The 23,286-nt window shown below is 60.0% G+C and carries 25 protein-coding genes; 12 read left to right on the top strand and 13 right to left on the bottom strand.

The window, feature by feature from the left end:
• Positions 1-6 precede the first annotated feature (6 nt).
• From AC1Q6I_RS16850 to ycaC, 3 genes are all read right to left on the bottom strand, one after another.
• Positions 7-387 carry a MerR family transcriptional regulator gene (locus tag AC1Q6I_RS16850; protein ID WP_024077634.1) on the bottom strand — a complete coding sequence of 127 codons (381 nt, stop codon included), beginning with the start codon at positions 385-387 and terminating at the stop codon, positions 7-9.
• Complete coding sequence (locus tag AC1Q6I_RS16845) at positions 326-970, bottom strand: NAD(P)H-dependent oxidoreductase (RefSeq protein WP_024077633.1); 645 nt, start codon at positions 968-970, stop codon at positions 326-328. Before AC1Q6I_RS16845 ends, AC1Q6I_RS16850 begins: the two co-directional genes overlap by 62 nt.
• 132 nt (positions 971-1,102) lie before the next feature.
• Positions 1,103-1,735, bottom strand: coding sequence for an isochorismate family cysteine hydrolase YcaC (ycaC, locus tag AC1Q6I_RS16840; protein WP_024077632.1), 633 nt, complete (start codon positions 1,733-1,735; stop codon positions 1,103-1,105).
• Positions 1,736-2,104: 369 nt separating this feature from the next.
• Here ycaC and AC1Q6I_RS16835 point away from each other — a divergent pair, with 369 nt between their 5' ends.
• From AC1Q6I_RS16835 to AC1Q6I_RS16800, 8 genes are all read left to right on the top strand, one after another.
• Positions 2,105-2,686 carry a YjfI family protein gene (locus AC1Q6I_RS16835; RefSeq protein WP_081730367.1) on the top strand — a complete coding sequence of 194 codons (582 nt, stop codon included), beginning with the start codon at positions 2,105-2,107 and terminating at the stop codon, positions 2,684-2,686.
• Positions 2,687-2,703: 17 nt separating this feature from the next.
• Positions 2,704-3,402: a PspA/IM30 family protein gene (locus tag AC1Q6I_RS16830; RefSeq protein WP_024077630.1), complete on the top strand. Its 699-nt coding sequence runs from the start codon at positions 2,704-2,706 to the stop codon at positions 3,400-3,402.
• Between the two features lie 56 nt (positions 3,403-3,458).
• The gene (locus AC1Q6I_RS16825; protein WP_024077629.1) at positions 3,459-4,019 is read left to right on the top strand and encodes a rhomboid family intramembrane serine protease; all 561 of its coding nucleotides are present in this window, start codon (positions 3,459-3,461) and stop codon (positions 4,017-4,019) included.
• Between the two features lie 72 nt (positions 4,020-4,091).
• Complete coding sequence (locus tag AC1Q6I_RS16820) at positions 4,092-5,126, top strand: ion channel (protein WP_102625365.1); 1,035 nt, start codon at positions 4,092-4,094, stop codon at positions 5,124-5,126.
• Positions 5,113-5,787, top strand: coding sequence for a DUF2491 family protein (locus AC1Q6I_RS16815; RefSeq protein ID WP_024077627.1), 675 nt, complete (start codon positions 5,113-5,115; stop codon positions 5,785-5,787). The genes AC1Q6I_RS16820 and AC1Q6I_RS16815 overlap by 14 nt, the downstream gene beginning before the upstream one ends.
• 15 nt (positions 5,788-5,802) lie before the next feature.
• Entirely contained in the window at positions 5,803-6,231 is a 429-nt protein-coding gene (locus AC1Q6I_RS16810) for a DUF350 domain-containing protein (RefSeq protein ID WP_024077626.1), read from the top strand.
• 18 nt (positions 6,232-6,249) lie between these two features.
• On the top strand, positions 6,250-6,963 hold the full coding sequence (locus AC1Q6I_RS16805; RefSeq protein WP_024077625.1) for a DUF1190 domain-containing protein: 714 nt from the start codon (positions 6,250-6,252) through the stop codon (positions 6,961-6,963).
• A gap of 11 nt (positions 6,964-6,974) precedes the next feature.
• A complete protein-coding gene (locus AC1Q6I_RS16800; protein ID WP_024077624.1) occupies positions 6,975-8,132 on the top strand; it encodes a glutathionylspermidine synthase family protein in 1,158 nt (385 codons plus the stop codon).
• A 608-nt stretch (positions 8,133-8,740) separates the two neighbouring features.
• Here the strand turns inward: AC1Q6I_RS16800 and AC1Q6I_RS16795 are convergent.
• The 10 genes from AC1Q6I_RS16795 to exaC all read right to left on the bottom strand — a co-directional run bounded on the left by AC1Q6I_RS16795 (position 8,741) and on the right by exaC (position 18,598).
• Positions 8,741-8,965 (bottom strand): restriction endonuclease, encoded by a 225-nt coding sequence (locus AC1Q6I_RS16795; protein WP_256581210.1) that lies wholly within the window; start codon positions 8,963-8,965, stop codon positions 8,741-8,743.
• A gap of 311 nt (positions 8,966-9,276) precedes the next feature.
• On the bottom strand, positions 9,277-10,050 hold the full coding sequence (locus AC1Q6I_RS16790) for a LexA family transcriptional regulator (RefSeq protein ID WP_081329255.1): 774 nt from the start codon (positions 10,048-10,050) through the stop codon (positions 9,277-9,279).
• 213 nt (positions 10,051-10,263) lie between these two features.
• Positions 10,264-10,791, bottom strand: a complete 528-nt coding sequence (gene ppa, locus AC1Q6I_RS16785; protein ID WP_003176323.1) for an inorganic diphosphatase — start codon at positions 10,789-10,791, stop codon at positions 10,264-10,266.
• 108 nt (positions 10,792-10,899) lie between these two features.
• Entirely contained in the window at positions 10,900-11,715 is an 816-nt protein-coding gene (locus AC1Q6I_RS16780) for a M90 family metallopeptidase (protein WP_069077087.1), read from the bottom strand.
• 6 nt (positions 11,716-11,721) lie between these two features.
• A complete protein-coding gene (locus tag AC1Q6I_RS16775; protein ID WP_069077088.1) occupies positions 11,722-12,381 on the bottom strand; it encodes a DedA family protein in 660 nt (219 codons plus the stop codon).
• Positions 12,382-12,672: 291 nt separating this feature from the next.
• On the bottom strand, positions 12,673-13,131 hold the full coding sequence (locus AC1Q6I_RS16770; RefSeq protein ID WP_069077089.1) for a GNAT family N-acetyltransferase: 459 nt from the start codon (positions 13,129-13,131) through the stop codon (positions 12,673-12,675).
• Positions 13,132-13,221: 90 nt separating this feature from the next.
• Complete coding sequence (gene eutC, locus AC1Q6I_RS16765; RefSeq protein WP_069077090.1) at positions 13,222-14,055, bottom strand: ethanolamine ammonia-lyase subunit EutC; 834 nt, start codon at positions 14,053-14,055, stop codon at positions 13,222-13,224.
• On the bottom strand, positions 14,052-15,446 hold the full coding sequence (locus AC1Q6I_RS16760; protein WP_024077595.1) for an ethanolamine ammonia-lyase subunit EutB: 1,395 nt from the start codon (positions 15,444-15,446) through the stop codon (positions 14,052-14,054). Before AC1Q6I_RS16760 ends, eutC begins: the two co-directional genes overlap by 4 nt.
• Before the next feature lie 52 nt (positions 15,447-15,498).
• Positions 15,499-16,932 carry an ethanolamine permease gene (eat, locus tag AC1Q6I_RS16755; RefSeq protein WP_102625363.1) on the bottom strand — a complete coding sequence of 478 codons (1,434 nt, stop codon included), beginning with the start codon at positions 16,930-16,932 and terminating at the stop codon, positions 15,499-15,501.
• Between the two features lie 145 nt (positions 16,933-17,077).
• Entirely contained in the window at positions 17,078-18,598 is a 1,521-nt protein-coding gene (gene exaC / locus AC1Q6I_RS16750) for an acetaldehyde dehydrogenase ExaC (RefSeq protein ID WP_024077593.1), read from the bottom strand.
• Between the two features lie 273 nt (positions 18,599-18,871).
• On the opposite strand from exaC, the gene AC1Q6I_RS16745 reads away from it, so the two are divergent.
• The 4 genes from AC1Q6I_RS16745 to AC1Q6I_RS16730 all read left to right on the top strand — a co-directional run bounded on the left by AC1Q6I_RS16745 (position 18,872) and on the right by AC1Q6I_RS16730 (position 23,103).
• Positions 18,872-20,776, top strand: a complete 1,905-nt coding sequence (locus AC1Q6I_RS16745) for a sigma-54-dependent Fis family transcriptional regulator (RefSeq protein WP_102625362.1) — start codon at positions 18,872-18,874, stop codon at positions 20,774-20,776.
• 74 nt (positions 20,777-20,850) lie between these two features.
• Positions 20,851-22,200 carry a UDP-N-acetylmuramate:L-alanyl-gamma-D-glutamyl-meso-diaminopimelate ligase gene (gene mpl / locus AC1Q6I_RS16740; RefSeq protein WP_069077093.1) on the top strand — a complete coding sequence of 450 codons (1,350 nt, stop codon included), beginning with the start codon at positions 20,851-20,853 and terminating at the stop codon, positions 22,198-22,200.
• Positions 22,197-22,826 (top strand): flavin prenyltransferase UbiX, encoded by a 630-nt coding sequence (gene ubiX, locus AC1Q6I_RS16735; protein ID WP_010206807.1) that lies wholly within the window; start codon positions 22,197-22,199, stop codon positions 22,824-22,826. Before mpl ends, ubiX begins: the two co-directional genes overlap by 4 nt.
• Entirely contained in the window at positions 22,819-23,103 is a 285-nt protein-coding gene (locus AC1Q6I_RS16730; protein WP_024077590.1) for a YceK/YidQ family lipoprotein, read from the top strand. The genes ubiX and AC1Q6I_RS16730 overlap by 8 nt, the downstream gene beginning before the upstream one ends.
• Positions 23,104-23,286: the final 183 nt, after the last annotated feature.

The following is a 23,286-nucleotide window of genomic DNA, read 5'->3' as shown; positions in this document are numbered from 1 at the left end:
GCTACTTCAAATAGCGATGCTGCTCATTGACGAACAGTGTCCATGCGCCTCTTTCAGTTGGCTCTCAAACTCAAGCAAGCCGGCCTGTACGCTCTGTAACTTGGCGATTTGTGCGGCCAACTCGCGTTTCTTGCTGGCGATGGCCCGGTCTGCCCGCTCCCAAGGCAACGCGTCGCCTTGGGAACCGCGCAAAATTTCCTGCAACTCCTTGAGCTTGAAACCCAACTGCTGCGCACACTTGATAAACATCAGCAGCTCAACGCTCTGCTCTGAATAGACCCGGTATTGGCCCCGGCGCTGCGGCGTCGGCAGCAGGCCAATCGCTTCATAGTGCCGAATCGCCTTGATGGTCGTGCCCGACAATTGCGCGGCTTTGCCGATGTACATGAAAACTCCCTTTTCCCGCTAGTACGCTGGCTCGTGTCAGCCACTTGGCTCGCTGCCCCGGCGTAGAACCCAGCACCGCTCCCAGCAGTAACGTTTTGAGCGGCTTGATCCCGCAAAACGCCAATGTAGTGCTGCGCATCTGATGCACGCCCGGCATGCGATAGAACCAGCGGTAATACCACGGCAGCGTATCCAGGGTCACTAGCAAGTGTGCGGTGCGGCCGTGTAGCAGCTTGTCAGGAAACAGCTTGCCCTCACGGTATTTGAAGGCAAAGCCAGGTAGGAAAATGCGGTCGATAAAGCCCTTTAACAGCGCCGGGATGCCGCCCCACCAAATCGGAAAGACGAACGTCAGATGAGTGGCCCAGAGGATGTCGGATTGGGCGCTGAGCAGGTCGGGTTCCAAGGGCTGGATTTCGCTGTAGCCGTTGTGAAGGATCGGGTCGAAAACCAGATCACCCAGGCGTAGGACGCGCACCTCATGGCCGGCGATCTTTGCCGAGTGGCTGTAGGTGTCTGCCAGGGCCGAACAGAAGCTGGTGGTTGAAGGATGGCCAAGGATGACCAGGATGCGTTGAGCCATGGGGCGTGACCTGAAAGGTGGGGCTTTCAGGGTAGGGTGTGCTGTATAGGGGAGAGTCAAGGGGGGCAACTGCTGGCACAAAACAGCGAAAGCCTGCTTTTCAGGGCAGGCTTATCGCAACCGTCGGCTTACTTACTTCTGATGGGCCGTCAGCGCCGCATAACCATTCATCAAGTTGCGATAGTTAGGGATACGCTGGGACAACAAATTCCCCAGGCCTTCGATATCGTTGCGCCAGTCGCGATGCAGCTCACACGCCACCGAGAACCAGTTCATCATCTGCGCACCCGCTTGGGTCATCCGGCTCCACGCTGCCTGCTGCACCGTGGTGTTGAAGGTCCCCGACGCATCGGTAACCACAAACACATCAAACCCTTCCGCCAGTGCCGACAAGGTCGGGAACGCTACGCATACATCCGTTACCACGCCGGCAATGATGATCTGCTTACGTCCGGTAGCCTTGATCGCCTTGACGAAGTCTTCGTTGTCCCAGGCATTGATCTGGCCTGGGCGAGCGATGTACGGCGCGTCCGGGAACATCTCTTTCAGCTCGGGGACCAGCGGGCCGTTGGGGCCTTGCTCGAAGCTGGTGGTGAGGATGGTCGGCAGGTTGAAGAACTTGGCCAGGTCCGCCAGGGCCAGCACGTTGTTCTTGAACTCGTTGGGCGAGAAGTCCTGCACCAGGGAGATCAGGCCGGTTTGGTGGTCGACCAGCAGAACTACGGCGTCGTCTTTGTTCAAGCGGTTGTAGGTTGCAGTGCTCATGGTTGAATCCTTTTTTGTTTAGGTTGGTTGGGCGTTGCGTTCAACATGGGCACAGATTAATGGGTGGGTGCTGGGGGATAAATCGGCTGGAATGGGTAATACCGTCAACTCAAAAGCGACAATTCATGAGTTGTCAGTAGGACTGATCCTTTTAGTGGTCGGAAAAGTAAGTCAAAAAATCTCACGCGTGAGCTATTGAGCGTGGCAAAAAATGCCTGTAGATTTTCTCACGCGTGAGTTTTTCACAGCGAGGTCAGTACCATGGAACGCCGCTCTCCATCGAGTCCGTCTAAAGGGCCCGATACCGATTCAACGAGCCTTCAGGGAGAGCGCTTGAAGCCGTCCGCCAAAAAGCCATCGAGCTTTTACATGAAGCAGATGCGTGCAGGCCTGGCGGCCGCCGGCTACGTGAAACACGAGACTTGGGTGCTTCCCGAAAACCGAAGCTTGCTCAAGCAGATGGAGAAACAGCTTCGCCAGCCGATTCTGGCTGGCTCATTCATGTCGGAGAATTACATGAGCGCAGGTACCAACTGGAATATCGATCGCCTCTACACCGCTCTTCAGGCCCTGGACGACGTGGTGTCCAAGGACATTACGCTTTCTCTCGTCCAAGGCTCCGAGTCCAGTATCAAGCTGGAAATGAACGACTTCGGTGGCTTACCGATTTACATCGCGGTGGTGGGCGAGCAGATCATCGTTGACACCGTTCTAGTCGATGTCGAATCCATCAACGATGTCACGAAATTCAATGACGCGGTGTTGCGCAGCCGGGAAATGTTCCCGCTGTCCTCGATCGGTATCGAGTCCATGCCTAACGGGCAAGTTGTCTACAACATGTTCGGTGCGTTGAGTTCCGACTCCAGCCTGACAAACATCGTCACCGAGGTGAAAACCCTGGTCGACAACGTGCAGCGCGCCAGCGAAGCCTTCGAACGTTTCTTCAATTAAGTATTCGGGAGTATCCAATGACTCAGTCCATCTGGAGCAAATTGTTCACCGCGCTGCGTGGCGGTGCCAATGAAGTCGGCGAATCGATCGTCGACCAACAGGCCCTGCGCATCCTCGATCAGGAAATTCGCGACGCCGACACCGCGCTGGCCAACGCCAAGCGTGAACTGGTCAGCATCATGGCCAAGCACAAATTGGCGACTGATCGCGTCAACGAGTACGACGCCAAGATCAAGGACCTGGAGTCCAAGGCGGTGGCTGCCCTGCAGGCCAATCGTGAAGACCTCGCCCTGGAAGTGGCCGAAGCCATCTCGACCCTGACCAACGAGCGGGATGTGGAGCACAAGCAAGCCACCGAGTTCGGTGGCTATGCCGAAAGCATGCGCAAGGACATCACCAAGGCCGAAAGCCGGATCAAAAGCCTGCGCCAGCAAGTGGATATGGCCAAGGCTCGCGAAAGCGTACAGAAGGCCCAGGTCAGCGCCTCCATCGCCAGCGGCGGTGCCAACGGCAAGCTGGAAACCGCCGTCGGTACGCTGAATCGTTTGCAGGCCAAGCAACAGCAGCGCGCCGCTGAACTGCAAGCCCAGGATGAACTGGCGGATGCATCGACCGGGACCGACTTGGAGCGCAAGCTGCGCGAAGCCGGCATCACGCCGAACGAAGGCAGCGCCAATGCGATTCTGGAGCGTCTGAAGCAAAAGTCGGCGGAGTAAGCAGCGTCGCCGCAGGGAGGGCAGTGTCTGCCCTTCTTTTTTACGTCGAGGTCAGGATGGATGCCCTGAAGGGTTTCAAGACAATCGCAGGCTTGGCCTTCTTCATGGTCGCGCTGCAACTGCTCAATGTGGCGACCGGTTACAGCCTCATGGCGTTCGGCCTGATCCCGAGAACGCTGCAGGGGCTGCCCGGCATCCTCACCTCACCGTTTTTGCACGGGTCGTTTGCCCACCTGAGCGCCAACCTGGTTGCCTTTTTGATCCTGGGCACCCTGGTGATCATCGAAGGGCTCAATCGGTTCGTTACCGTCAGCGCGATCATTATCCTGCTGGGCGGTTCACTGCTCTGGTTGTTCGGTTTTGCGGGCATACACGTGGGGGCCAGCGGCTGGGTCTTCGGGTTATGGGCCTACCTGTTATCGCGCGCCTGGTTCCACCGGAGCTGGAGCAACCTGATAACGGCCGGTGTCGTAGCGGTACTGTATGGCGGCCTGATCCTTGGCTTCCTGCCGCGTCAGGGTGTTTCCTTCGAAGGGCATCTGTTTGGTGCATTCGCCGGATTTATTGCAGCCAAGGTACTTCTCTCCAAACCACGCAGCAGGTTTAATGCCGGCTGAACGCACTTGAGCATCCAGACGTCGAGGCGATGGCGTGATCAGGAATCAAGTACCCAGGGAGTCAGGGACGGAATGTCGATTTTTCTTTTGCTGCGCATGTACGCCTCCTCCCTCTTTCACCGTTTCGGCTGGGCAGGCCTGGTCGTTGCCTTGGGTGTTCACCTGAGCACGGCTTATCTGGGCCTGGTGTACCTGGGCGAACAGCACCTCACCGCTCCGGCCACGTTTGTTTACTTCTATCTCGCCACCACGCTGACCGTCGGCTATGGCGATCTTGCGCCACAGACCTCGGCGGGGCGCGTGTTCGTAGCGACCTGGGTCATGCTCGGCGGCATTGCGCTGCTGACGGCAGCCATCGGCAAAACCACCAGCACTGTCATCGATGCATGGAGAAAAGGCATGAAGGGCAAAGGCGATTTCACCGGCAAGGTCGGCCATACCGTGCTCATCGGCTGGGAGGGCGCGTCCAGTGAGCGGGTCATCGAGTTATTGCTTCAAGACGAAACCTCGAACGACAACCTGATCGTCATCTGCGATTGCACCCTCGAAGAAAACCCGATGCCGGGCAAAGCGGCGTTCATCCGTGGTGAGAGCCTGTCCTCCACAGCGTTGTTGCTGCGTGCCGGTGTGCCCGGCGCCGAGCGTGTGTTGGTGCGAACCCCGTCTGACGATTTGACGCTGGCCACCGTGCTGGCGGTGAATCAACTGAGTCCGGTCGGGCATGTCGTCGCCCACTTCAATGAAAGTGAAATTGCCGCACTGGCCAGTTCCTACGCCCCCAGCCTGGAATGCACGTCAAGCATGGCCATCGAAATGTTGGTGCGCGCCTCCCAGGATCCGGGCTCGTCGGTGGTCATCAATGAGTTGCTGTGCGTGGGGCAGGGCGCCACCCAATACCTGATGAGATTGCCCGAGGCGTTTGAAGCAACGTTCGGCGATCTGTACACCCAAATGAAAGAGCGCCACAACGCCACCCTCATCGGCTATCGCGCCAAAGGTGCCCAGCAACCCTCGATCAACCCGCCCAGCGCTACGCGCGTTGAAGGCGGCGAACTCTTCTACATCGCCTCCACCCGCCTCAAGGAAATTTCCAATGGGATGGTTTAAACAGTTGATGGGGCTTGAGGCCCCGCAAGCGACTACACAATCGAAAGGCGCCGCCGCCGAACCGCTGCCGACCAGCGGGCCTCTGGGCCTGGCACCGGGCAAAGGCGTGATATTCGATGCGACCCTGAAGTTGTTGCTCGACGGGAAAACCACAGTGGTTATCCCCGGCTCCCAGGAAATCTGGAGTAACGGCACCGTGGACCTCGGGCAGTCGACCTGGCTGTCGCGCTATTACATGAACGACGAAGACTACTGGTTGCAGGTGCACACCACGGGCGATATCGCCGGGCAGGTCGAGTCGGTGATCCTGTTCAACTACCTGAGTTACGTCACCCTCAGCAGCGAGGCTGAATTGCGTCGGCTGGCGGGGCCGCAGAGTCTGATCGGGTTGCCGACCTACACCCACAATGGCGTCGAGTACACGCGCGTGTGGGGCAGCGAGGACGGCCAGACAGAATTGGTGGCCATGAGCGAGCACGTGATAAACCCCGAGGACTCCTACAGTGTCGAGCACCGCTCGATGCTATATGCCCGTGACACAGGCCTGACCGATCGACGGGAGTTTCTGTTGTTCTCTGTCGAAGAAGACGCTGAAGGCACCGTCAGCCTGAGCACGTCGCTGGGCATTTCGCTGTACACAACCGACTTGAATGCGCTCTAAAAAAGGAAGAAGTCCATGCTAGAAGCTCTCTCCATCTCCCTGAACAAAGCCGCCGTCGTCGGCTTTGTCACCTACATTCTGGGGGCGGCGGTGCTGTTCGCGCTGTTCCAGTTCATCTACACCCGCGTTACCCCGCACAAGGAGTTCGAGCTGATCCGGGCGGGCAACGTTTCCGCGGCAGTCGCCCTGGGCGGCGCCATCGTCGGTTTCGCCATTCCAGCCAGCAACGTGATTGCCTACTCGATCAGCATCCTCGACTTCGTCGTCTGGGCGGTGATCGCCGCCGTCGTCCAACTGTTGGCGTTTCTGCTGACCAGCCTCGTGCTCAAAGGCACTTCCGAGCGCATCAAGAGAGGCGAGCTCGCTGCGGGCATCTACGTGGCCGCCGTGGCCATCAGCGTGGGCATGTTGAATGCCGCGTGCATGACGCCTACCCAGAACTGATTGCGCACGGAGCTCCCGATGAAACGAAGCAAGTACGTCCAGCTTTCGCTGGCAGCGTCGGTCGCCATGGCGATATCCGGTTGTGGACCGACGGAAAAAACCTACGATTTGCAGAAAAAGTACAACTTCCAGTCGGTTCAGCAGTGTGCCGATGAAAAGCTTCCAGTGGACGTCTGCTCGGACGCCTACATGACCGCCATGGCCGAGCATCGCCGCATTGCCCCGGTATACGCCAGCCAGGCCGATTGCGATGCCGACTTTGTCGCGGGCTGGTGCCAGCTGGACTCCAATGGCCAGTTCATTCCCAAGCTGGGCGGTTTCGAACTGACCGCCGAAGGCCAGGTGACACAATCCCAGGTAGACGCTGCCCAGGCCCAGGTTCCCGGCTCGCAGGCCAGCAGCGGCGGCTCCGGCTTCTCCACCAGCAGCCTGCTGACCGGTCTGCTGATCGGCAACATGCTGAGCAGCAATCGCAACAGCTACCGCTCCGAGCCGGTGTATCGCTATCGCGATGATCGCGGCGACTACGGCTCCTCGACGCTCAATCAGCGGGTCTCGAATGGGGCGACGTTTGGCCGCTCGAATCAGGCCAGGTACGGCAGCAGCAATTACACCAACACGCTGCGCTCTTCCAGCCAGTCGAGCTCCGTGGCGTCGGCCACCTCCCGTGGCGGCTTCGGCAGCAAGGCCAGCGCACGCAGCGGCTGGGGCGGCGGCGGGTCGAGCAGTTAAGGAGCCGGGCCATGAAGAAAATCCATTGCGCAGAACGTGATGACTGGAAACAGACGGCTGAAAACCTTGGCTTTCTGTTCCATACCATCGACGACGAACCCTACTGGGACGAGAGCGCGTATTACCAGTTCACGCTCAAGCAAATCGAGAACGACCTCGAAGACCCGACCACCGAGATCCATGACATGTGCATGGACCTCGTGGCCCGCGTGGTCCAGAGCGAAGAGCTGCTCGAGCGCCTGAGCATTCCCGCGCCCTTCTTCGACATGATCAAAACCTCATGGCTCGAAGGCCACCCGCACCTGTACGGGCGCATGGACTTCTCCTACAACGGCACCGGGCCCGCCAAGCTGCTGGAACTCAACTACGACACACCGACCAGCCTCTACGAGGCCGCGGCATTCCAGTGGGGCTGGCTGGAGCAATGCATCGAACGCGGCTTGCTGCCCAAGCATGCCGACCAGTTCAACAGCATCGACACCAAACTCCACCAGGCTTTCGCTCAACTGCAGGTCAACCAGCCGTTCTACTTCGCCTCCATGAAAGACTCGGTCGAAGACAAAGGCACCACCGACTACCTGCGCCTGGTCGCAGAAAAAGTCGGCATCGAATCGCGCCACATCGACATCGAAGACATCGGCCTGACCGCAGAAGGTCGCTTCGTTGACCTTGAAGATCGCTGGATTCCCCACCTGTTCAAACTGCACGCCTGGGAATTCATCTTCCACGAACCCTTCGGCGCTGCGATCGCCGAGAGTGACACGCAGTTCTTCGAACCCGCCTGGAAGGCCATCCTCTCCAACAAAGGCGTCTTGCCGCTGCTGTGGGAATTCAACAAAGGCCACCCAAATTTGCTCGCGGCCCACCTGGATACCGACCCAGGTAAAGCCGTGCCAAAGGGCTGGGTGCGCAAGCCGTTCTTCTCGCGGGAAGGGGCCAACATCGAGCTGCAAACTGCTGACGGACTGATCGTGAAAGAAGACGGCCCCTACACGGACGCGCCGTTTATCCTTCAGGAATTCGCACCGCTACCGCGGTTTGGGGACAGCTATACGTTGATTGGGTCCTGGGTGATTGGGGACCAGGCGGCGGGGATTGGGGTGCGGGAGGATAATAGTTTGATTACCAAGGATTCGAGCCGGTTTTTGCCGCATTTGATATTGGATTGAGGCTGGAGCTTACAGGGCCAGCAGGGCTGATCTCTTTCATTGGCAGGACGCTTCCGAGAGAATCCCCCACCGCATTGCGCCAGCGAAATTCCGTGACTAGGCTGCGATCCGTCACTGCCTATTCAGTGATCGTGTTTAGTCGCCCGGATTTGATTGGTGCATAAGCAACGATAAGGGTGATCGCGTCCGCTTAAAAATACGCGGACACCATCGCCCTTAAAGCTGGAGTTCGGAAGGTGAGTTCGCCGGACGCTTACAGATGGGTTTTAGTCATTGGGGCGTACGCTCACTAGGTCGTCCAATTAAAGGCGAGGCCACTCTTATGAGCGCCTTTCTCATTCCGTCAGTGTAAGCACGTGCGCGGAACGTGTCGCTTTTTTTAGATTTTTGCGACATGTTTCGGACTTGTGTCGCTGTCAACGACATGTTGAGCATCGACCAGCTAGCAACATGCTCCGAGGCGTCGGAAAAGTAAGCGCCGTCTAGTCCGCTATCTGAGTTCAAGCGAACGCTAGCTTGCTCCAGCCTAAAGCCGCTCGTGCGGAAATGGACGAGCTTGAGGGCGTTAAATTGGTGGAATCTGGCTGGGAAAAAGTTTAAAGGCCAGATCAATACTCTACGAAGTAATCGCTACCCAGCTGCTTTACTTCGTAAACCTGTTTCACGTTGCAGCCCAGGTTGTTTTCGACCATCAGCCGTGCCAACTCAAAGGCATCGATCAGCACCACTTTTATATCCAGGCTTATGGTTGCTTCACGGGCACCGCTTGAGAAGTCTGAAGTGGTAATGAAACACTCCTTGTTGGTGGCGGATCGGGTTCTTGGGGCATACAGCCTAGATAATGCTGCTGAGAGGCATATGAGGCGATAATCTGCCCGCGTTGGCTATTCAATCGCCCAACAGCTGTTGGACAATTTGGATTTGTGATTCTTGTGGGCATTAAAAAGCCGGCTTGTGGCCGGCTTCTCGGGGACCGCCTCAGCTTGTTTTTGACAAACCTCACCAGCCTTCAAATCGCTCAGCCAACATTGCGTCTGGCTGAATAGTAGGGGCATCCGCGGGAACGTCTCCGCTTCGCCAGGCAAGGTGGATAGCCTAAGACCACCCCCTGCCAAATGTGCGGCGCATGATACCCACATTCACTTCAAATGCCCACCTCCGGATCCGATTTAGAGCCTTCCCAGCCCAGCAGGTGTTCATCCAGTGGCACCGGTGGGCGGCGGTTGTTGAGGGTGGACCACCAGAATACCCAGCCCACGACCTGGAAGTTTTGTTCGAAGCGTTCCTCGTAGGTGAGGTGTTCGTCCGGGTGCTCGTTGGCGTTGTGGCTGCGCATGCGCAGGCCGCCGCCCGGGCGGTTGTAGAGGTATTTGATGCGCAGCATGCCGTCGTGTTCGACGGCGTAGATTTCGCCGTCGATGATTTGGGTGCGGCCGCGGTCGATGGCGAGGGTGGCGCCTTGTTGGATGATGTCGATCATGCTGTTGTCGACCATATAGGCGCCTACCGCGCGGTCGGGGTTGACGGTGAGGGTTTCGAGGGTGTGCAGGGAGACGCGGATGCGCTCGGTGGAGGTGAATGACGGGTGGAGGGGGATCTCCACGTCGATTTTTTCCGGGGGGCAGGCTGGGCCTGTGAGGTATTTGCCGCTCTCTTCGCGGAAGGGGAGTGCTTTCCTTGCAGTGGGGCCGTCCAGCAGGAAGTTGGCCGGCGGATGTTTGGGGCCCAGGCCGGCGTGTAGCCAGCGGCTGGAGACGCACAGCAGCTCTGCGATCTCGTTGAGTCGGCCCATGGGGACGCCGCGTTTGAACCAGTTGTTCACGTGTTGAGGCGTGACGCCGCGGTTCTTGGCGAAGTCGGAGGCGGAAAGATTAACTTCCCGTAATAGCGCTTTTAAGCGATCACCTGATGTATTCATAAACGCAGAGTTTACTGGCCGGAAAAACAGATCAAATAAACCATGCGTTGAATCGCGCGAGTAGGATTTTGCTTAGTTGTGGCTTTATCTTTCGGACTTGCTGGTTAGTTGAACGCTGCGAGTTAAACATTGAACTTGGCGTTTAATTTTCCCCACAAAAAAGCCCCGAATAATCGGGGCTTTTTTAATTGCCGGGGCAATGAGGAGCGGGTATCAGCCTTTGTAGGCCGCGACCGACTTCATGATCTCGGCACGGGCGGCGTCTGCGTTGCCCCAACCGTCGATCTTCACCCATTTGCCTTTTTCGAGGTCTTTGTAGTTCTCGAAGAAGTGTTTGATCTGTTCCAGCAGCAGTGGGGGCAGGTCGGTGTATTCCTTCACGTCGACGTACAGCTGGGACAGCTTGTCGTGTGGCACTGCGATCACTTTGGCATCGCCGCCGCCGTCGTCAGTCATGTTCAGGATGCCGACTGGGCGTGCGCGGATGACCGAACCTGGGGTAACCGGGTAAGGGGTTACAACCAGCACGTCGAGGGGGTCGCCGTCGTCAGCCAGGGTGTTGGGGATGAAACCGTAGTTGGCCGGGTAGAACATCGGGGTGGCCATGAAACGGTCAACGAACAGGCAGTCGCTGTCTTTGTCGATTTCGTATTTGATCGGCGCGTGGTTGGCCGGAATTTCGATGGCGACGTAGATGTCGTTCGGCAGGTCTTTGCCAGCCGGAATCTTGCTGTAGCTCATTGGGCGTTGCCCCCGTAGTTGGCCATGGAACATGGCCGGATTGGCCTAAAAGTGGCGGCGATTATAGGCATATTCTGACGCCGATGCCATGCGCCAGACGTCGTACGGTCATTCGCCTTGTGGCTGATAACGCGGGTCGCTGGCTTGCAGTTGGTTCAGGCGGGCCAGGGGATCCTGGCGATAAAAGCGGCTCAGTTGCGCATACACCTGTGGATAACTTTCCGTCAGTAAATCCGGCGCGCTGAAAAAATATTCGCTGGTGACGGCAAAGAATTCCGCCGGGTTTTCGGCGGCGTAAGGGTCGATGGCCGTCTCGGCGTCGGGGTTGGCATCGAGTTGGCGGTTGAGGTCGTCAAACGCGCTTTGCATCACGCTGGCCCACTCCTGCACGCGCATGTCGTGGTGCAACGGCGGCAGGCCGTTGGCATCGCCATTGAGCATGTCGAGTTTGTGCGCCAGTTCGTGGATAACCAGGTTGTAGCCTTCCCAGTTGCCGCTGGCCAGCACGCCGGGCCAGGCGAGGATCACCGGACCCTGCTGCCAGGCTTCGCCGCTGTGTTCGCCGTCCCACTCATGCTCGACACCGCTGGCGTCGCGATGGCGTTGCGGGCTGAGGAAGTCGTCTGGGTACAGCACGATTTCGTGGAAGCCCTGGTACCAGTCGAGGTCGCCGAGGTTCATCAAGGGCAGTTGCGCCTGGGCAGCGAGCAGCAGACGTTGTTCCTGATGCAGGTCGACGCCGGGCAGGGCGGTGAGGTGTTTTTCGGCGAGGAATACCACGCAGGCTTCGCGCAGCCACTGGTCCTGTTCGGCGCTGAGGCCGTCGAGGAAGGTCAGGTGGTGGCGCACCCGATGCCAGGTGTCATCGGCAATCGGGTGCTTGGCCAGCAGGCGCCGGCGACGCCAGGCGCTGAGGGACCACATGGCCGGTCAGTGCGGCTTGGCTTCGGAGGAGGTGCGACCACCAAAGCGGCTGCGGACTACACCAATGATCATCGGCACCAGCGACAGCAGAATGATGAACACCACCAGCAACGACAGGTTTTTCTTGATGAACGGTACGTTGCCGAAGAAGTAGCCCAGCGTCACCAGGCCGCCGACCCAGAAGACGGTGCCCAGCACGCTGAAACCGAAGAAACGCGGGTAGGGCATTTTCGCGATACCGGCGACGAACGGTGCAAAGGTCCGCAGGATTGGCAGGAAGCGCGCCAGGGTCACGGTTTTGCCGCCGTGCTTGTCGTAGAAGTCGTGGGTTTTTTGCAGGTAGTCGCGACGGAAGATTTTCGAGTTCGGGTTGCTGAACAGGCGTTCCCCGGCCGTTCGCCCGATCACGTAGTTGGTGCTGTCACCGAGGATCGCCGCCAGCATCAACAGGCCGCCGAGCAATACCGGGTCCATGCCACCGCCCGCTGCGACGGCGCCGGCGATAAACAGCAACGAATCACCCGGCAGGAACGGCATGACCACCAGGCCGGTTTCGCAAAAGATGACGAGGAACAGAATGGCGTAGATCCACGGACCGTAATTGGTAACCAGCAGGTCGAGGTAGACGTCGAGATGCAGGATAAGGTCTAGCGGGTTGAAATCCATGGATGGCACCTGTGTGGACGGCCCGGCTCGGCAGGCCTGTGCGGAAGCTCGGGTAATAAGGCTACAAGTGGATGTAGTGTTTCTTACAACCCTGAAAGGTCCGCATTATACGGATTGAGAGGTGAAAAGCGTGTTGGTTTTGTAGCGGGGGATGTCGCGATGCACGGTCCACAGATCGCCAGAAATGCATTGTGGGAGCGAGTTTCCTCGCGAAAGCATTCGGTCAGTTATAAATAGTCTGACTGAAAAGCCGCTATCGGGGCAGGCCCCCTCCCACAAGGTGTCAGGGCGTCAGTCTTCGCTGATCGGCAGGGTGTAGTTCTTGAACTCGGTGTCCTCGCGAAACCCGATCGACTCATAGGTCTTCTGCGCCACTTGATTGTTACTGCTGGTCGACACCCGCAGCCGCACCGCATGAGTCTCCTTGGCCATCTTCTTCGCTGTACGTATCAGGTTATCCGCCACCAGTTGCCGACGCGCGTCTTCGGCCACATAGATGTCGTTGAGTATCCACACGCGTTTGAGCGACAACGACGAAAAGCTTGGGTACAGCTGACAGAACCCCAGCAGCCGCTTGTCGTCATCGTCGGCCAGGGCCAGGTAGATCACCGACTCCTTGCGGCGCAGGCGCTTTTCCAGGAAGGCCCGCGACGAATCCGGGAACGGCAGCGCCCCGTAGAACTCGCGGTATTTGACGAACAAGGGGGTCAACAGGTCCAGGTGTTCCAGGGTCGCTTGAGTGATCCGCATGCCAGGCCTCAACTTCCAAAGGGTATGACCACGCGAGCGGCCGTGACTCGATGCTGCCTAAAGACGCAAAAAAGCGCAATCGTGCCGCGATCAGTCCAACGGCGGGCTGAGCAAGAAGTTGCCTTTCATCAGGTCCGGGTCGTCGGACTCAATGGTCTGCACCTGCGCCTCATCCTTGAGGTTGACCCCCGACAACTGCCGGCGACACGCCTCTCGCATCAAGTACAGCAGGCGGTGGGCCGCCATGCCATAACTCAAGCCTTCCAAGCGCACGTTGGAGATGCAGTTGCGGTAGGCATCGGTCAGGCCGACCTTGGGGTTGTAGGTGAAATACAGCCCCAGGCTGTCCGGCGAACTGAGTCCCGGCCGTTCGCCGATCAGGATCACCACCATCTTGGCCCCCAGCAATTGCCCGATCTCATCCGCCACCGCCACGCGGCCCTGTTCCACCAGGATCACTGGCGACAAGGACCACCCCTCGGCGTGAGTCTGTTCCTCCATGCGTGCGAGAAACGGCAAGGTGTGTTTATGCACGGCCAGCGCCGACAGGCCATCGGCCACCACCACCGCCAGGTCCACACCGCCAGGATTGGCCGCCGCATAGTCGCGCAGGCTCTGGGCCGATTCATCACTCAAGCGCCGCCCCAGGTCGGGGCGTTGCAGGTAGCTATGCCGATCGACGGCCGCACTGTGCAGCAACAGGCTGTCACGCCCGCGTTCGGCCAGTTGGCTGCTGAGGCCCCCATGGTCGAAGGGCAGGTGCACTGCGTCCCGCGCCTGGGCATGGGCGAACTGGAAGTCCAACTGTGCGCTGGTCGGGATGCTCGTGCCGGTACGGCCCAGGGCAATGCGCGCCGGGGTCAGGCGGCGTAGCTCCAGCCACGGGTTTTCAGGAAGGTCGAGTTGCACGGGTGGCTCCTTCATCCCAATTGCGCCAAGGCGTGGCGAAATGCCGGGGGCAGGCTGTTGCCGAAGCGCACCTTGCCGTCGGCTTGCGTGAAGATGCCCATCTTCGCCAGCCACTGTTCAAATTCCGGTGCCGGCTTTAAACCCAGGGTTTGGCGGGCGTACAAGGCGTCATGGAATGAGGTGGTCTGGTAGTTGAGCATGATGTCGTCGGAGCCGGGGATGCCCATGATGAAGTTGATGCCGGCCACGCCGAGCAGGGTCAACAGGGTGTCCATGTCGTCTTGGTCGGCTTCGGCGTGGTTGGTGTAGCAGATGTCGCAACCCATCGGCACCCCCAGCAGCTTGCCGCAGAAGTGGTCTTCAAGGCCCGCGCGAATGATCTGCTTGCCGTTGTACAGGTACTCGGGGCCGATAAAGCCAACCACGGTATTCACCAGGAACGGCTTGAAGTGGCGGGCCACCGCATAGGCGCGGGTTTCGCAGGTTTGCTGGTCGACGCCAAAGTGCGCATTGGCCGACAAGGCGCTGCCCTGGCCGGTTTCGAAATACATCAGGTTCTGGCCCAGGGTGCCACGGTTCAGGCTCAAACCCGCCTCGTAGCCTTCCTGCAACACACTCAGGCTGATGCCGAAACTGGCGTTGGCCGCCTCGGTACCGGCAATTGATTGGAATACCAGGTCCAGCGGCACGCCACGGTTGATGGCTTCGATGGAGGTGGTGACGTGAGTCAGCACGCAGGCCTGGGTGGGAATGTCGTAGCGCTGGATGATCGCGTCGAGCATTTCCAGCATGGCGCAGATCGAGGCGATGCTGTCGGTGGCCGGGTTGATACCGATCATGGCGTCGCCGTTGCCGTAGAGCAGGCCGTCGAGAATGCTGGCCGCGATACCGGCCGGTTCATCCGTGGGGTGGTTGGGTTGCAGGCGGGTCGATAAGCGCCCGCGCAGGCCCATGGTGCCGCGAAACTGGGTGACCACGCGGATCTTCTGCGCCACCAGCACCAGGTCTTGCACGCGCATGATCTTGGAGACGGCGGCGGCCATTTCGGGTGTCAGCCCTGGCGCCAATGCGCGTAGGGATTGTTCATCGGCCGCATCGCTGAGCAGCCAGTCGCGCAGGCCGCCGACGGTCAGGTGGCTGACCGGGGCAAACGCCTGTTTATCATGGGTGTCGATGATCAGTCGGGTGACTTCATCGCTTTCATAGGGGATCAGCGCCTCTTGCAGAAAGTGCGTCAGCGGGATATTGGCCAAGGCCATTTGCGCCGCCACCCGCTCGCCGTCGTTCTGCGCGGCGACGCCGGCGAGAAAGTCCCCGGAGCGTGCGGGGCTGGCCTTGGCCATCACGTCCTTGAGGCTGTCGAAGCGGTAGGTTTGTGCACCCACCGCGTGGGAAAAGCTTGCCATACAGTGTCTCCTTGACGACGCGGGCAGGAACCCGCGTCGAGGTTTACGGCAGTTAGTGCAGGGTGGCCTCTGCGGCCTGGATCGCCGCGAATTCCTCTTCCGGCGTGCCCGCTACCAAGTGATGCCGGCTGTAGAAAGCAAAGTAAGCAATTAATACTCCATAGATGATCGCGGCGCCAATCACCACCCTTGGATCCACCAGAAAGCCCGCAACGACGGCCACACAGGCCAGTACCAGGGCGACACCGGACGTGAAGATGCCGCCCGGCGTGCGGTACGGACGGTCCATTTTGGGGCGACGGATGCGCAGCGTGATGTGCGCGGCCATCATTAGCACGTAGGAAATGGTCGCGCCGAACACCGCCACCAGGATCAACAAGTCACCCTGGCCGGTCAGCGACAGGCCAAAACCGATAATGCCGGGGATCACCAGCGCCAGGACCGGCGCCTTGCTCTTGTTGGTCTGGGACAGTTTGCGCGGCAGGTAGCCGGCGCGGGACAAGGCGAAGATCTGCCGCGAATAGGCGTAGATAATCGAGAAAAAGCTGGCGATCAAGCCGGCCAGGCCGACCAGGTTGACGAAGCTGCCCATCCAGGTCGAGCCGCCATAGGACAACGCCAGCGCTTCCACCAACGGGTTGCCGGACTTGACCAGCGCATAGGTGCCGGCGCCGCCCGGTGCGATCACCAGGATCAGCAGGGCAAAACTGGTCAGCACCACAATGGCGCCGATCAGGCCGCGGGGCAGGTCCCGTTTGGGGTTCTTGGTTTCTTCAGCGGCCAGGGGCACGCCCTCGACGGCAAGGAAAAACCAGATCGCATAAGGGATCGCCGCCCACACGCCGACATAGCCGAAGGGCAGGAAGGTGCTGGCGCCCTTGGCCTCGGTCACCGGGATATCCAGCAGGTTGGCGACATTGACGTGCGGCACCATCGACACCAGGAACACGCCCAGGGCAATCGCGGCGATGGCGGTGATCACGAACATCAGCTTCAAGGCTTCACCCACGCCAAAGATGTGGATACCAATAAAGATGATGTAGAACGCCAGGTAGATCATCCAGCCGCCAATGCCGAACAGCGACTCGCAATAAGCGCCGATAAACACCGCGATGGCGGCGGGCGCGATAGCGTATTCGATCAGTATCGCGGTGCCCGTCAGGAACCCGCCCCAGGGCCCGAAGGCGCTGCGGGCAAAACCGTAGCCACCGCCGGCAGTGGGAATCATGGAAGACAGTTCAGCCAGGGAAAAGCACATGCACAGGTACATGGTGGCCATCAGCAATGTGGCGAGGAACATGCCGCCCCAGCCACCCTGGGCCAGGCCGAAGTTCCAGCCGGCGTAGTCGCCGGAGATCACGTAGGCAACGCCAAGGCCAACTAACAGCACCCAGCCAGCGGCGCCTTTTTTGAGTTCGCGTTGTTGGAAGTATTGGGAGTCGACTTTTTCGAAGTCGACGGAAGATCCAGTCGGTTCGCTAGGCATGAAGAAGTACCTTTCATTGTTATTGTTTTTAACTCGGCCTCTGTGTGCCGAATGCAATTGGCAAGTACTTGTGGAGAGCTAAGTGTGGGAGGGGCGGTACCCCTCCCACGCTTGATTGCATTTCAAATGTGGGAGGAGGGGTTAGTTAGAAGAAGCCCAACGGATTAATGTCGTAGCTCACCAGCAAGTTCTTGGTCTGCTGGTAATGATCCAACATCATCTTGTGCGTCTCACGGCCCACACCGGACTTCTTGTAACCGCCAAACGCGGCATGCGCCGGGTACAGGTGGTAGCAGTTGGTCCACACGCGGCCGGCCTTGATCGCGCGGCCCATGCGGTAAGCGCGGTTGATGTCGCGGGTCCACAGGCCGGCACCCAGGCCGAACTCAGTGTCGTTGGCAATCGCCAGGGCTTCGGCTTCGTCCTTGAAGGTGGTGATGCTCACCACCGGGCCAAAGATTTCTTCCTGGAACACGCGCATCTTGTTGGTGCCCTTGAGCAGGGTCGGCTGGATGTAATAGCCGGTGGCCAGATCGCCGGTCAGCTTCTCCACCTTGCCGCCGGTCAGCAGCTCGGCGCCTTCGCCCTTGGCGATTTCCAGGTAGGACAGGATCTTGTCGAACTGCTGCTCGGACGCCTGGGCGCCGACCATGGTGTCGGTGTCGAGTGGGTCGCCACGCTTGATCGACTCAACCTTCTTCATCACCACCTTCATGAAGTCGTCGTAGATCGACTCTTCCACCAGTGCGCGCGATGGGCAGGTGCACACTTCGCCCTGGTTGAAGAAGGCCAGTACCAGGCCTTCGGCGGCCTTTTCGATGAACTGCGGTTCGGCTTTCATGATGTCGGCGAAGAAGATGTTCGGCGACTTGCCGCCCAGTTCCACGGTCGACGGAATGATGTTCTCGGCCGCGCAATGCATGATGTGCGCGCCCACCGGGGTGGAGCCGGTGAAGGCGATCTTGGCGATGCGCTTGCTGGTGGCCAGGGCTTCGCCCGCTTCTTTGCCGAAGCCGTGCACCACGTTGAGCACGCCGGGTGGCAGCAGGTCGCCAATGACTTCCATCAGCACGTTGATACCCAGTGGGGTTTGCTCGGCGGGCTTGAGCACCACGCAGTTGCCGGCGGCCAGGGCCGGGGCGAGTTTCCAGGCGGCCATCAGTAGCGGGAAGTTCCACGGGATGATCTGGCCAACCACGCCCAGGGGCTCATGGAAGTGGTAGGCGGCGGTGTGCTCGTTGATTTCGGCAGTGCTGCCTTCCTGGGCACGGATGCAGCCGGCGAAGTAGCGGAAGTGGTCGGCGGCCAGCGGAATGTCGGCGTTGAGGGTTTCACGCACGGCCTTGCCGTTGTCCCAGGTTTCGGTGATGGCCAGCAGTTCGAGGTTCTGTTCGATGCGGTCGGCGATTTTCAGCAGTACCAGCGCGCGGTCCTGGGCCGAGGTCTTGCCCCAGGCGTCAGCGGCGGCATGGGCGGCGTCCAGCGCTTTGTCGATGTCTTTGGCAGTGGAGCGGGGGAACTCGGCGATGGGCTTGCCGTTGACCGGCGAGGTGTTGGTGAAATAGTTGCCATCGACCGGCGCAACGAATTCGCCCCCGATGTAGTTGCCGTACTTGGCCTTGAACGAAACGATCGCGCCTTCAGTACCGGGGTGTGCGTAACGCATGATGGGTATCTCCTGGCTTTTATGTTTATTGGAGTGCAGCGCGGCAAGCGCTTGTTAAAGCGTAGAGCAAAGGTTGGGCCACTGCTTTGCGGGCCAGGTAAATCAAGGGCTTGGTCGTTGTTGCAAAGCGTTGCTGTGGCAGCCGTGGTACAGGCGCAGTGACAGTTTGTGCCATAAACGGTACAGCCTGTGACCAGTGGGTCGGCTCGGGATTGCAAAGGTCGGATGGCTGGGGGATGCTGGGGGCTCTCACGTAGAGAGAATAATAAGAACATGCAGAACGATCATTTCAGTCGCCATGCCCAGCAAGTCCTCACCGTGGCCCAAGGGCGCGACCCGTCCAGTGACCCGTCCATCGCCCGCTCCTGGCTGAGGTGCCTGGAGGACTATCACCTCGACCCTGCGCAAACCATCGCCCCTACCGTGCTCGAACATGGCCGCCTGCTGGAAAGTCGCGAGCGCCTGCAACAGGTGCTGCACATCGCCGGCAGCGAGATGAACAGCCTGCATCAACAGCTCTCGGGCGCCGGCCATGCAGTGTTGTTGACCGATGCGCGCGGGGTGATCCTCAACTGTGTCACCGCGTCGAGTGAGCGCAAGATTTTCGAGCGCGCCGGGCTGTGGCTGGGCGCGGACTGGAGCGAGGCCTGCGAAGGCACCAACGGCATCGGCACCTGCCTGGTGGAGCGCCAGTCGTTGACGATTCATCGTGATGAACACTTCCGTGGCCGGCATACCGGGCTGACCTGCTCGGCCAGCCCGGTGTTCGACCCTCATGGCGAATTACTGGCGGTGCTGGATGTGTCCTCGGCCAGGGAAGCGGTGTCGCGCCAGAGCCAGTTTCACACCATGGCCTTGGTCAATCTCTCGGCGAAGATGATCGAGAGTTGTTACTTCCTGCGGCATTTCGAGAACCAATGGTTGCTGCGCTTTCATTTACAGGCGGAATCGGTGGGCCTGTTCAGCGAGGGGTTGCTCGCGTTCGACGGCGAAGGGCGTATCTGTGCGGTCAACCAGAGCGCGTTGAACCTGCTGGGGCAGGTTCGCGGCGGCTTGCTCGGGCAGCCGGTGGAGGCGTTGTTCGAGTGTTCGCTGGATCAGCTGCTCGGTCGCGCCAGCGCAAATGCCACCGCCAGTTGGCCGTTGCGTACCCGGGATGGCCGGCATTTGTTCGCGGCCCTGCGCGGTCAGCCTCGCGGCGTAGGGGTACCCGCCCCCATTGCCAAGTTGCCGGAGCCACCACGGCTGCCCGGTATCTGCCTGGGTGATCCGGCCTTGCAAAACGATTTCCGTAAGGCGTTGCGGGTATTCGAGCGCGACGTGCCGTTGCTGATCAATGGCGAGACCGGCTCCGGCAAGGAGGCGTTCGCAAAGGCGGTGCACCATGCCAGCCAGCGCGCCGACAAAGCCTTTGTTGCGCTCAACTGCGCGGCTATCCCGGAAAGCCTGATCGAAAGCGAACTGTTCGGCTACCGCGGCGGCAGCTTTACCGGCGCGCGCAAGGAGGGCATGCAGGGCAAGTTGCAACAGGCTGATGGCGGTACGCTGTTCCTCGATGAAATCGGCGATATGCCCCTGGCGTTGCAGACGCGGCTATTAAGGGTGCTGGAGGACCGCATGGTCGTGCCTCTGGGCGGTGAGCCCCAGGCGATCGATGTCAGGATCATCAGCGCGACCCACAGGGATTTGCTCGGGCGTGTGGCGGACGGCAGTTTCCGCGAAGATCTGTATTACCGGCTCAACGGCCTGGAAGTCGGGTTGCCGCCGTTGCGTGAGCGCAGTGATAAATCTCAATTGCTGGATTTCCTGCTGGCAGAAGAGGCGGGCGGGCAGGCCGTGTTGCTTGAGCTGGCGGCGCGTTCGGCGCTGCTTCGCTTTGCCTGGCCCGGCAATGTCCGGCAGATGCGTACCGTGCTGCGTACGCTGGCGGCGCTGTGTGACGACGGGAGAGTCGGCCTTGAGGACCTGCCCGCGCAGATCCGCCAGGCCCAGGCGCAACCGGTGGCCGAGGCCCTGTCCATGGAGTCGCCTCTGGAGGACGCCGAGCGCCTGGCGTTGCTCGCGGCGCTGGAGCAACAGCGCTGGCACATGACCCACACGGCGGAACAGCTGGGGGTCAGCCGTAACACCCTCTATAGAAAGCTGCGCCGGCACGGTATTGCCCGCGCCTCCCTATGATCGGGTCCCACAGCTAAAAGGTGCGATTTTTGCCCCCCTGCGCTAACCTGCCTCGATGTTTTACGAGGTCGACTATGCACATTCATATTCTTGGTATCTGCGGCACGTTCATGGGCTCGATGGCGGTTCTGGCCAAAGAGTTGGGCCATCACGTTACCGGCTCCGACGCCAATGTTTACCCGCCCATGAGCACACAGTTGCAGGCCCAGGGCATTGAGCTGACGCAGGGCTACGACCCATCCCAATTCGATCCGGTCCCCGACCTGGTGGTGATCGGCAACGCCATGTCTCGTGGCAACCCGGCGGTCGAGTACGTCCTGAACAAAGGCTTGCCCTATGTCTCCGGCCCGCAATGGCTGGCTGATCACGTGCTGCAAGGCCGCTGGGTATTGGCGGTCGCCGGCACCCATGGCAAGACCACCACCAGCAGCATGCTGGCCTGGGTCCTGGAGCATGCGGGCATGAGCCCGGGCTTCCTGATCGGCGGCGTGCCGCAGAACTTCTCGGTGTCGGCGCGCCTGGGCGATACGCCGTTCTTCGTGATCGAGGCCGATGAGTACGACAGCGCCTTCTTCGACAAACGTTCCAAGTTCGTCCACTACCGCCCGCGCACTGCGATCCTCAATAACCTTGAGTTCGATCACGCGGACATCTTCCCCGATTTGCAGGCCATCGAGCGGCAGTTCCACCACTTGGTGCGCACGATTCCAAGCGAAGGCCTGGTGATCCACCCGACAACCGAGCCGGCCTTGCAGCGCGTGATCGACATGGGCTGCTGGACCCCGGTGCAAACCACCGGTGCGGGCGGGCAGTGGCAGGTCAAGTTGCTCAGCGAGGACGGCTCACGCTTTGAAGTGCTGTTCGAAGGCCAGGCCCAGGGCATCGTCGAATGGGATATGACCGGTCAGCACAACGTAGCCAACGCCCTGGTGACCCTGGCAGCCGCGCGCCATGTGGGCGTGGTGCCGTCGATGGGCATTGCCGCGTTGAGCGCATTCAAAAGCGTGAAGCGCCGCATGGAGAAGGTCGCCGACGTGAATGGGATTACCATCTACGACGACTTTGCCCACCACCCGACGGCGATTGCCACCACCCTTGATGGCCTGCGCAAGCGGGTTGGGGATGCGCCGATCATCGCCATTGTCGAGCCGCGCTCCAACTCCATGAAACTCGGCGCGCACCGCGACGGTTTGCCGGAAAGTGTCAACGACGCCGACCAGGTGGTGTGGTATGCACCGGCCAACCTCGGTTGGGACCTGCCCGCGATTGCGGCGCTTTGCAGCGTGCCGTCGAAGGTCTGCGATTCCATTGAAGGCATCATCGAATTCGTCAAGCAACAGGCCAAGCCTGGCACCCACGTGGTGGTCATGAGCAACGGCGGCTTTGGCGGCTTGCATGGCAAGTTGGCCGAGGCGCTGAAATGAGCGGCCCGGAACGCGTTACCCTGGCGATGACCGGCGCGTCCGGCGCGCCCTATGGCCTGCGCCTGCTGGACTGCCTGGTGCGCGAAGAACGTGAGGTCCACTTCCTGATTTCCAAGGCCGCGCAACTGGTGATGGCCACCGAGACGGACGTGGCGCTGCCGCCCAAGGTGCAGATGATGCAAGCCTTCCTCACCGAGTACACCGGTGCGGCGGCAGGGCAGATCAAGGTCTATGGCAAGGAAGATTGGATGTCGCCGGTCGCCTCGGGCTCCGGCGCGCCAGCGGCGATGGTGGTGGTGCCGTGTTCCACCGGGACCTTGTCGGCGATTGCCACGGGCGCCTGCAACAACCTGATCGAACGCGCGGCGGATGTGACGCTCAAAGAGCGCCGCCAGTTGATCCTGGTGCCACGCGAAGCGCCGTATTCGAGCATTCACCTGGAGCACATGCTCAAGTTGTCGAACATGGGCGTGACCATCTTGCCGGCATCGCCTGGTTTCTATCACCAGCCGCAGACCATCGATGACCTGGTGGACTTCGTGGTGGCCCGGATTCTCAACCTGCTGAATATTCCCCAGGACATGTTGCCGCGCTGGGGTGAGCATCATTTGAGCAGCGATGAATAAGGCCCTGCTGGTCATCCTGGCGTTGCAACTGGCCGGCTGCGCCACCGCGCGTACGCTGGATGCGGCCAAGCCCGGCGCGCCGGTGGTGTATGCCGGCACGCGGCTGGATTTGTATGCGATGAATGGCGGCTGCTGCGCCATGGACCGGTTTGGTGCGCAGGCGCCGAGCTATCCCGGTGTCGACCTGCCAGCCAGTGCATTGCTTGATACGCTGCTGTTGCCGCTGTCGGTGTTGACGGTGCTCGGTGTGGGGTTTAACGCCACGGGCGGGCTCTAGCCTGGATTTTAAAGGCACCCCAAAACCAATGTGGGGGGCTAGTTATAGGCATAGAACGAGCAAACACTAACCTGTGGCCAGCGGGCGTGTTGTGGCGAGCGGGCTTACTGTGGCGAGCGGGCTTGCCCTAATGCCGTTCAGTTAAGGCTTTTTTGTAGGAGCGAGCTTGCTCGCGAAGAACTC

It is taken from the genome of Pseudomonas sp. MPR-R2A5 (genome assembly GCF_058793055.1).
Note: the sequence above shows the minus strand (reverse complement) of the source record. Positions and strands in the feature narration are given on the sequence as shown.